Genomic DNA, 10,387 nt, shown 5'->3' with positions numbered 1-10,387 from the left:
TCTCTGGATCTGTCTATCGAGGTTCGAGCCCTCGTCCCCCAGCCAAAACTATCCATCTCGAACATTCTTAAAACTGCTGTTCCACTTTCAACCACACAACATTAGATGCATCATTTATATCTTCTATTCCATAGCCGGCGCTGAATTCACGTCTGTCACTCGGTTGATACATCAAATCAACGACTGTCCATGTCCTTCTGTCCGTCGGACCAGCGTGCATGTCTCTTATCTCAAAGTCTGCCTCAACTCCAATTATCATCCTGTGTCAGTCGCATACTCCATCCGTGCAAATATATCATCCGCATCTGCACCCATTGCGTCATCAAACTGGCAGTCATTTTTCAGGGACAATTTTCTTTCTGCAACTGATTTCTCAGATTATCAGCAGATCTTCTGATACGACATCTTTCTTGACAGGACCAAGAATCGCAAGGGAGAGGTATTCAGACTTGAACAGGTCATTTACAAGCGACTGAATCTGTGAAGGCGTAATCCTGTTTATCTCACCTATAATTTCATCAGGTGTATAAAACCTTCCGGAGTAAATTTCATCACGGGCTATACGGCTCATACGGTTGCTCGTACTCTCAAGGCCTAACATCAGATTACCCTTCATCTGATTCTTTACCCTGTTCATCTCCTTCCTCGAGATCCCGTCCCTGCAGATCCTCTTTATCTCTTTCATCACAAGTTCAAGAACCAGAGACAGAGACTCCTTACTGGTGCCTGCATAGATATTTATAAGCCCGCTGTCTGTAAAAGATGAGAGATATGAATATATGCTGTACACAAGCCCGCGTTTCTCTCTCACCTCCTGAAACAGCCTCGAGCTCATACTGCTGCCAAGTATTGAATTCAGGGCATATAAGGCATATCTCTTCCTGTCATTCTGGGGGAGTCCGAGAGTGCCGAGGCACAGGTGAATCTGCTCAATACTCTTATTCTTTACAACTATACCGTTCTTAAGCTCCGGCTTGTCCCGCCTGTTCTCTTTAACAGTACGCCTTAATTTACCCAGACTCTTGTTTAACAGATTCAGAAGGTTTGTAAATTCGAAATTTCCTGCTGCAGATATGATAATGTCGGAGGGATGATAATGACGTTTTATATAATCAAGCATGCTGTTGCGGCTTATGCCCTGAATCGTATCAACGCTTCCGACAATAGGCCTCGCAAGAGGGTTACCGTCCCAGGCAAGCCTTGAGTGCATATCATGAATATAGTCCTCAGGATCATCCTCGACCATTTTTAATTCTTCGAGAACAACCTGTTTTTCCTTCTCCATATCCTTTCTGGCAAGGGAAGAGTGAAGAAAGAGGTCTGAGATGATTTCAATACCCCTGGAAAGGTGTTCATCAATGACCTTTACGTAAAATGTAGTTGTCTCCCGGGTTGTAAAGGCATTCAGCTCGCCGCCGAGCGAGTCTATCTCAAGGGCAATGTCATGTGCAGTGCGGTGTGCAGTGCCCTTGAAGAACATATGCTCAATGAAATGAGATATGCCTGCGTCTTTTTCCTGTTCATCTCTTGATCCTGCACAGACCCAGATGCCGAGTGACACGGACTTTACTGCAGGGATACGCTCTGCAACGACCCTTATGCCGTTGTCAAGATGCTCTTTGCAAAAAGTGGCATTTCGCATCTACGAGCCGCTCTTTTCATCCTTGATCCCTTTTTCCCTCATCGCATCCTTCCTGCTGAGGCGTATCTTTCCCTGCTTGTCTACTTCCAGCACTTTTACAATAATTTCATCCCCCTCATGAACTATATCAGAGACATTGTTCACCCTGAAATCAGCAAGCTGGGATATATGGACAAGACCGTCCGTACGTGGAAGTATCTCAACAAATGCCCCGAATTCCATAATCTTTCTGACGGTTCCAAGATATATCCTTCCAACCTCAACTTCTTCTGTAATTTTACTTATAATCTCAATTGCCTTATTGGCGGCATCTTCATCCGTAGACGCTATTGTGATCAACCCTGAGTCATCAATATCAATCTTAACGCCTGTCCTTTCGATAATACTTCTTATCATCTTTCCGCCTGGCCCTATAACCTCACCAACCCTGCCTTGTTTAACTTTCATAGTAAATATCCTGGGGGCATGGGCGGAAAGCGATGCCCTCGGGGCAGCAATTGCCGCAATCATCCTGTCAAGTATATGCAGTCTTCCCTTCCTCGCCTGCTCAAGCGCCCTGCCCATAACCTGAGTAGTGATTCCCGCAATCTTCATGTCCATCTGTATGGCCGTCACACCATCCGCAGTACCTGTAACCTTAAAGTCCATATCGCCAAGATGATCTTCAACACCCAGGATATCCGATAATATTTCAATATTGTCACCTTCCTTTATCAACCCCATCGCAATCCCTGCGACCGGCGCCGTGATGGGTACTCCTGCATCCATAAGTGCCAGCGAAGAGCCGCAAACAGTCGCCATAGATGATGATCCATTTGACTCAAGGATATCTGAGACAATCCTGAGTGTGTACGGAAATGCATCTTTGCCTGGGATAATCGGTTTTATTGCACGTTCAGCAAGCGCTCCATGCCCTATTTCTCTCCTGCCCGGACTGCGAAGCTGCCTGGCCTCGCCTACACTGAATGGCGGGAAATTATAATGGAGCATAAATGCCTTGGTAGACTCTCCTTCAAGCGCCTCAACGAACTGTTCATCATCCGCTGTACCAAGAGTCACTACAGCAAGACTCTGAGTTTCGCCCCTTGTAAACAGGGCTGAGCCATGAGTCCTTGGCAGGATCCCGACATCACAGGTTATTGTTCTGATGTCTGCAGGCCCCCTGCCATCCGCCCTTACCCCTTTGGCAAGTATCATCCTCCGCATCTCTCTCTTTTCAATCTTGTGAAAAACAGTCCTGATATCCCTGCTCTTCTCTCCTTCTGCTCCCTCCGGATTCAGTTGGCCGAGTACCTCATCAAGGATAGCATCCAGAGTAGCCTGACGCTGTGTCTTATTTGGAATAACCAATGCATCTACTATTTTCTCAAGTGACAGCTTCTCAATATCTGCAACAAGTCCCTCATTAATGACGCTGACTGTCACCGGTATCTTTTCACGTCCGATGAGTCTCCTCAACTCAATCTGTGCATCAATCAGTTTCTGAATCTCAGCATGTGCAAGCTCAATGCCTCTTAAAACAATCTCCTCAGGCACCATCTTGGCGCCGCCTTCTACCATCATCACAGCATTACGAGTGCCGGCAACCACAAGATTAAGATCACTGTTGTCAAGCTCACAAAATCCCGGATTAATGATAAACTCTCCATTGATATAACCTACACGAACGGCACCCACCGGGTCATTAAAAGGTATCTGTGATATAAAAAGGGCCGCAGACGATGCTGTAATTCCAAGCAGATCTGTTGAATAGCCGAAATCTGCTGACAGGACATACGAAATAATCTGCGTATCATTGTAATAACCTTTTGGAAAGAGTGGTCTCAACGGCCGGTCTATCAGTCTGCTTGTAAGAGTTTCCTTCTCCGTCGGCCTCCCCTCCCTGCGGAAAAAACTGCCGGGGATTCTGCCTACAGCATATGACTTTTCCTGATAGTCTACGGTCAGCGGGAGAAAATCTATCCCCTGTCTGATCTGTTTAGAGGCTACGGCAGTTGACAATACAACAGTGTCACCATACCTCGCAACTACTGCGCCGTCAGCCTGTTTTGCCATCCACCCTGTTTCGAGGGACAGCGTCTTCCCACCTATTTCAGCATCTACTTTATGAATCATTATTGTGTTCCCCCTGTAAGGTAATCTATTTTCTCAGTCCAAGCCTTTTGATAAGATCTTTGTATCTGCCGGAGTCAATGCGCTGCAGATACTGAAGAAGTCTCCGCCTCTGGTTTACGAGCTTTAAGAGACCCCTGCGTGAATGATGATCCTTGATGTGTGTCTTAAAGTGCTCCGTAAGATAGGCTATCCTGTTGCTCAGGATAGCTACCTGCACCTCAGGGGAACCTGTATCAGACGCATGTCTGCTGAATCCCTTTATAATGTTTTGTTTTTCCTGTTTCTCCAGACTCATTTGTCAACCTCCTCTATGAATGAACTAATTTGAATGATTATATCAAAACTTTCTCAATTTTTAAAACCTTTTCCATGACATGGCCTCCTGGCTCATCACTTCCACAGACTGCCTTTCCTATAGCCTTAAGTACACCATTGCAGTCTACTATTGCAACATCATCGTCAGGGCGGAACTCACCTTTCACTTTATCAATCGCATCCAGGCCGAGCGGCCTCCCGTCTCTGACAAGAGAGGAGCCATGATCGTTAATTACTACGGATGGCATCCACCCTGTCACCTGCTCAAGACTCTTCAACCTTGATTCGATCTTACCGGCACGATTCAGTGCCTCAGCCTCCTCAACTGTCACGGAATCCCTTAGTGAAAACTCTCCGGACCTTGTCCTCTGAAGGCTGAACATATGAGCGCCAACACCGATAAAATCACCAATGTCTGCGCACAGAGTCCGTATATATGTACCTTTTGAACAAGTCACCTCAAATGTTACAAATGCTCCCGAGTATTCAAGGAGCCTTATTCCTGAAATAACGACCTCACGCGCCTGCCTTTCAACTTCTTTTCCCCTGCGTGCATGACGATAAAGAGGTACACCTTTGATTTTAACTGCCGAGTACATGGGAGGAACCTGATTAATCCTGCCTGTAAACTTCCTGAAGGCCTCTTCTATCTCTTCCCTGCCTATTGTAAAGTCTTTTGTTTCCCCGGTTACCCTGCCGGTTGCATCCTGGGTATCAGTTCGTATTCCCAACCTCATGACAACCTTATACTCTTTGTCAGACTCATTCGTGTACTGAGCAAGCCTTGTCGCCCTCCCTATGCACACTGTAAGGACTCCAGTTGCATCCGGATCAAGCGTACCTGTGTGACCTATCTTCTGTACTGATAACACACTGCGTAACCTGGCCACCACATCATGCGATGTCCAGCCTTTTTGCTTATTTATTATAATCAATCCTTCCAACAGCCTCAGCCACCTTCCCTAAAACTTTTTCCCTGACCTCCTCAAGCGGTCCCTTTAATAAACAGCCTGCTGCCATGCTGTGTCCTCCGCCGCCAAACTCCAGTGAAACCAATGCAACGTCAACCCTCCCGTTGGACCTGAAGCTCAACTTCCAGTCATTGCCCGATTGCCTGAACAAGGCCGCCACCTCAACGCCGGTTATGGAACGTGGATAATTTATCATGTCTTCAGTATCTTCTTTTGTAGTCCCGGTCTCCCTGAACATCTCTTCAAGCACAGTAATCCATGCAATCTTCCCATCCGAACTTAATTTAAGCGTAGACAGCACCCGCCCCAGCAGATTTATCCTGCCCATGCTGTTTCTATTAAACACATTATCAGCAATCGCTGCCGGGTCAGCGCCATATCTGATCATTTCACCTGCCACCTTAAGGGTGTGGGCAGAGGTATTCGAATACCTGAATGAACCTGTCTCAGTCATTATTGCGGTATAGATACAGACGGCGATATCAGGAGTAACCGGTATACCCATTTTCTTTATGATGGTATAGACAATATCTGCTGATGCAACCGCCTCTTTCACGAGGTTCATTGTACCAAAACCGAGATTGGTCTTGTGGTGGTCAATGTTAATCAGGGTGTCTGCCGGTATGTTATCTTTTTTTAAGAACCCAACCCTCTCAAGGTCGCCGCAGTCGAGGACTATTACGGCATCAAAGCGGCCGTCAACCGTTTTGACCTGCTGAACCTTTTCACTCGAAGGGAGAAACATTAGAACTCCAGGTACAGGATCAGCCGTATTGACCGTTACCTTCTTTCCTATTGACGACAACGCAAGCGCAAGCGCAAGCGTCGAGCCAATGGCGTCACCCTCAGGATTCATGTGGGTCGTCAGCATGAAGCTCTCTTTATTCTTTAATGTATCTATTATCCTGTCAATGCTCAATTGTCTTCATCCTTCTTAATATGCTCCAGTATTTCAAGTACGTGGGCAGCCTTTTCAAGGGAACTATCCAGCCTGAAGATTATGTCCGGAGTAAATTTGATCTTAATCCTCCGGCCTATCTCTCCCTTGACAAATCCCGCTGCGCTGTTAAGCCCTTTCATCGTCTCAGCCTGTGTCTTCTCATCACCGTACACGCTGACTGATACCTTTGCGTGTCTTAGGTCCTCACTCACATCTACGGACGTTACAGTGACAAAACCGATCCTCGGGTCCTTTATCTTTCTTGCAATAATATCTGCAACCTCGGCCCTGATCTGGTCACCAAGCCTGTCTGTACGCTTATACTGGTGCATTACAAATCTGCCAGCCTCAAACAAACTCAATATTGTGTTTCAGCAATTCAACAGAATGTTCTTCTGTAATAAGATCTATTATCTTATCCAGCACCCCGTTAATAAACTTCTTATCAGTCCCTACGCATGCAATTCCAAACACTACCCTCTGCCAGAGGTCCTGATCACCTATCTCAGCTATTGATACATTAAATTTTTGCCGTATCCGGTCCTTGATACTCTTGATAACCTGCCGTTTTCCTTTCAGAGAACCGCTGTCAGGGATAAAAAGTTCTACAGTACAGAGACCTACAAGCATAATAAACTTATAATTTTGCGGCGATCTTTTCTATCAGGAATGCCTCTATTATATCTCCAGCCTTTATGTCATTGAAATTCTCAATCCCTATGCCGCACTCATAACCTGCCTGAACCTCACGGACATCATCTTTGAAGCGGCGCAGCGACCCGATCCTGCCTTTATATATCTCAACATTATCACGTATCAGCCTGACGCCTGTACTTGACCTTGATATGGTGCCGTCAAGAACATATGAACCTGCAATGCTCCCGATTTTGGGGATAGTGAACACCTCCCTGACCTCTGCCCTCCCCTTGATATGCTCTTTAAGTGTAGGTTCGAGGAGACCTTCCATCGCAGCCTTGACGTCAGCTACAGCGTCATAAATAATGTTGTAGAGACGAATATCAACGTTTTCCTTATCCGCTAGTACAACCGCCTTGGGCTCCGGCCTGACATTAAATCCTGTAATTATGGCATTGGAGGCAGCAGCAAGCATTACGTCAGTTTCTGTAATCCCTCCGACACCGCCATGAATGACCCTGACCTTGACCGCCTCGGTGCCGAGCCTCTCAAGCGCCTCATTAACAGCTTCCACAGAGCCCTGTACATCACCCTTGATAATTATCTTTAATTCCCGGACGACGCCATCCTTTATCTGGCTGTATAATTCATCAAGAGTAACCTTCTTTGCCTTTTCAAGTCCTGCAACCCTCTGCTTTTGCAGCCTGTCGGTGGCTATAGACCTTGCTATCTGCTCGTCTTCTGCAACCACAAATGTATCACCGGCCTGGGGAACTCCTGATAATCCGATAACCTCAACAGGCGTGGAAGGATATGCAATCTGCAACGGCTTTCCAACATCATTAAGCAGCAGTCTCACCCTTCCATAGAAGGTTCCACAGACAAACGGATCTCCCTGCCTCAGCATACCGTTCTGAACCAAAACCGTTGCAACAGGGCCCCTGCCTTTATCAAGCTTGGCCTCAAGGATAATGCCCCTTGCCTTCTTGTCCGGATTTGCCTTCAGTTCAAGCACCTCTGCCTGAAGGAGTATCATTTCAAGCAGGTGGTCAAGACCCAGCTTCTGCTTTGCAGATACCTCGACAACTATATTCTGCCCTCCCCACTCCTCGGGGACCAGACCATGCTTTGTGAGCTCCTGCCTTATCCGTTCAGGATTGGCGCCAGGTTTGTCAATCTTATTAATGGCAACAATAATCGGCACATTTGCCGCACTTGCGTGATTAATAGCCTCAATCGTCTGCGGCATAATTCCGTCATCTGCAGCAACGACCAGGATTACAATGTCAGTAACCTTTGCCCCGCGGGCCCTCATTGCCGTAAATGCCTCATGACCAGGCGTATCAAGAAATACAATCTTTTTGCCGTTTGTTTCTACAACATATGCACCTATATGCTGGGTAATACCGCCGGCTTCCCCTTCTGACACCCTTGTCTTCCGTATTGCGTCGAGCAGGGAGGTTTTACCGTGATCAACATGCCCCATAATGGTTACAACCGGCGCACGCCCCTGCAGAGTCTCAGGCACATCCTCGACCTCTTCTATGTACTCTTCCAGCTTCTTCTCAGAGGCCACCTCTACCTTTAATCCAAAGGCATCGGCTATCAGAATTGCTGCATCCACATCAACCGGGTTGTTAACAGGGACCATCATGCCCATCTCTATCAGCCTTGCTATTACCTCGCTCGACTTGTGTCCGATCAAATCGGCAAATTCCTTTACAGTAACACCCTCATAAAGTTTTATGATCTTCTTCCTCGGTTTTGTGATTTCGGCCTGCTGAACTGCCCTGGCCTTCCTGTCCGCAACTGCGGATTTGAACTTTTTGACCTTCTTCGGAATGACTTTAAAGCTCTTCCACCTGTGAGCTATGACAAGGTCTTCATCAACTTCACCTGCGATGGCTTTAATGCCCTTTTTCTTCTGCCCTTTAATCTCCGGCTTTACTTCTGCTGGTTTGGCTTTACCAGAAGTTACGGCTTCAACAACGGGTGATTCCGGAATCTTGGGAAGTATGATTTCCTGTGTCTGCTCCTGCCTCACTTCAGGTGCCCCGGGTTCAGCCATTTGTTCTGTAATCAAATTGACTGCATGTAAATCTTCCTTCAATCCCTTCAGTTCCCGGAACTCCTTTAACTTCTTAACTACCTTCTCCTCAATCTTCTTCTCCTCTGCCTGAAGCCCGGCCACACCCGTCTCAACAGAAATCTCTTCTGCAGGAGGATGTACATGCGCCTCCTCTTTAACCGCAGAATCCTGCTGAACCTCCTCAGTCAACGGCGCTGCCGCCTTCTTCTTTATAAGAATAGTCTTTGGGGTGCCTTTTATCTCTTTAAACGACTCACTCGCCCTGCCTGTCCCTTCCGCTTTTTTGTTCAATTTGGACTTTAAAACAGCAATTGAACTCTCCTCAAGAACCGACATGTGTGTCGTGGCACTTATCCCGAGCCCCTTGAGGACATCAAGGAGTTCTTTACTCTTCATATTAAGATCACGTGCTATCTCAAAAACCTTTTTACCACTCATCAATATTTACTCCTTGGTTTCGGCCTCCTGTCCTGCCTCCATCTCCCTTGCCATACTCTCAGAAATCTCAGACTCCTTCTCCCTGGCACGTTTCTGTTCATATTCGGTTTCACTTATTATATCAATTTTCCAGTTTGTAAGTTTTGCGGCAAGCCTGACATTCTGTCCCTTTTTCCCTATTGCAAGCGACAACTGCTGATCCGTCACCACAACAAGCGCGGATTTTTCCTCTTCGTTCATCCCAACCCTGTCAACAACGGCCGGACTCAGAGCCTCAGCAATAAATACCCTCGGGTCATCCGACCATGGAATTATATCTATCTTCTCACCCCTTAACTCACGCACAACTGCCTGCACCCGCGAACCCTTCATGCCGACACATGCACCGACAGGGTCAACTGCAGGATCCTTTGATAAAACAGATATCTTTGTCCTGTCACCAGGTTCCCTTACGACATCTTTAATCTCCACTATCCTTTCATATATTTCCGGAACCTCTGTTGCAAACAACTTGCTGACAAAATTAGGATGGCTTCTCGACAGGATAAGCTGAGGACCCTTTGCGGACGGCTTGACCTCCAGCAGATAGGCCTTAATCCGGTCACCACGCTTGAATGTCTCCCTCGGAATCTGCTCTTTCATAGGCAGAAGGCCTTCAGTCTTTCCGAGGTCAACAATATAATTTCTGTTCTCATGCCCCAGGATTACACCATGGACAATCTCCCCCTGACGGTCTATGAAGTCCTTGTAGACTGTATCCCACTCAGCCTCTCTGACCTTCTGGAATATGACCTGCTTTGCTGTCTGCGCTGCAATCCTGCCAAAGTCTCCTACCTCTATCAAGGCCCCGATCTCATCCCCGAGTTCGGCTTCATCGTCCATAGTCCTTGCCTCTTCAAGAGAAATCTCTTCTTTAGGATTTGTCACCTCTTCAACTATCTTCTTTATTAATATAACCTGTATCTCGCCTGACCTGGGGTCAATCTCCACCTGAATGTTGTCCGTAACCCCAAAGCGTTTTTTTGCCGCTGATAAAAGGGCTGCCTTTACAGCATCAATTATAATGGCCCCATTGATACCCTTTTCCCTGCTAATCTGCTCAATTACATTAATTAGTTCCCTGCTCATCGAGAATCTTTTCCTCCCTTTCAAAAAAAAAGTGGGCAAAACCACCGCCCACTCAATCAAGTAGAGCTTCACTGTGTACCTTTCTTATAGCATAGTAAAAATCAAAATGCAAG

The 10,387-nt window shown here is 46.8% G+C and carries 10 protein-coding genes; all 10 read right to left on the bottom strand.

The window, feature by feature from the left end; genetic code table 11:
• Positions 1-67 precede the first annotated feature (67 nt).
• The 10 genes from IT393_07645 to nusA all read right to left on the bottom strand — a co-directional run bounded on the left by IT393_07645 (position 68) and on the right by nusA (position 10,274).
• Positions 68-259 (bottom strand): hypothetical protein, encoded by a 192-nt coding sequence (locus tag IT393_07645; protein MCC7202514.1) that lies wholly within the window; start codon positions 257-259, stop codon positions 68-70.
• A gap of 114 nt (positions 260-373) precedes the next feature.
• Positions 374-1,642, bottom strand: coding sequence for an insulinase family protein (locus IT393_07640; protein MCC7202513.1), 1,269 nt, complete (start codon positions 1,640-1,642; stop codon positions 374-376).
• Positions 1,643-3,760, bottom strand: a complete 2,118-nt coding sequence (gene pnp / locus IT393_07635; GenBank protein MCC7202512.1) for a polyribonucleotide nucleotidyltransferase — start codon at positions 3,758-3,760, stop codon at positions 1,643-1,645.
• Positions 3,761-3,782: 22 nt separating this feature from the next.
• Complete coding sequence (gene rpsO / locus IT393_07630) at positions 3,783-4,052, bottom strand: 30S ribosomal protein S15 (protein ID MCC7202511.1); 270 nt, start codon at positions 4,050-4,052, stop codon at positions 3,783-3,785.
• A gap of 37 nt (positions 4,053-4,089) precedes the next feature.
• Entirely contained in the window at positions 4,090-5,016 is a 927-nt protein-coding gene (gene truB / locus IT393_07625) for a tRNA pseudouridine(55) synthase TruB (protein ID MCC7202510.1), read from the bottom strand.
• Positions 4,991-5,962 carry a bifunctional oligoribonuclease/PAP phosphatase NrnA gene (locus IT393_07620; GenBank protein ID MCC7202509.1) on the bottom strand — a complete coding sequence of 324 codons (972 nt, stop codon included), beginning with the start codon at positions 5,960-5,962 and terminating at the stop codon, positions 4,991-4,993. The genes truB and IT393_07620 overlap by 26 nt, the downstream gene beginning before the upstream one ends.
• Positions 5,959-6,315: a 30S ribosome-binding factor RbfA gene (gene rbfA, locus IT393_07615; GenBank protein MCC7202508.1), complete on the bottom strand. Its 357-nt coding sequence runs from the start codon at positions 6,313-6,315 to the stop codon at positions 5,959-5,961. The genes IT393_07620 and rbfA overlap by 4 nt, the downstream gene beginning before the upstream one ends.
• Positions 6,316-6,331: 16 nt before the next feature.
• Entirely contained in the window at positions 6,332-6,613 is a 282-nt protein-coding gene (locus tag IT393_07610) for a DUF503 domain-containing protein (protein ID MCC7202507.1), read from the bottom strand.
• A 7-nt stretch (positions 6,614-6,620) separates the two neighbouring features.
• Positions 6,621-9,146, bottom strand: a complete 2,526-nt coding sequence (gene infB / locus IT393_07605) for a translation initiation factor IF-2 (protein MCC7202506.1) — start codon at positions 9,144-9,146, stop codon at positions 6,621-6,623.
• A 6-nt stretch (positions 9,147-9,152) separates the two neighbouring features.
• The gene (nusA, locus tag IT393_07600; protein MCC7202505.1) at positions 9,153-10,274 is read right to left on the bottom strand and encodes a transcription termination/antitermination protein NusA; all 1,122 of its coding nucleotides are present in this window, start codon (positions 10,272-10,274) and stop codon (positions 9,153-9,155) included.
• Between the last annotated feature and the right edge of the window lie 113 nt (positions 10,275-10,387).

The organism is Nitrospirota bacterium (assembly GCA_020851375.1).
GTDB lineage: Bacteria > Nitrospirota > 9FT-COMBO-42-15 > HDB-SIOI813 > HDB-SIOI813 > RBG-16-43-11.
The sequence above is the reverse complement of the archived record's forward strand: the minus strand, read 5'-3'. Positions and strand labels throughout refer to the sequence as shown.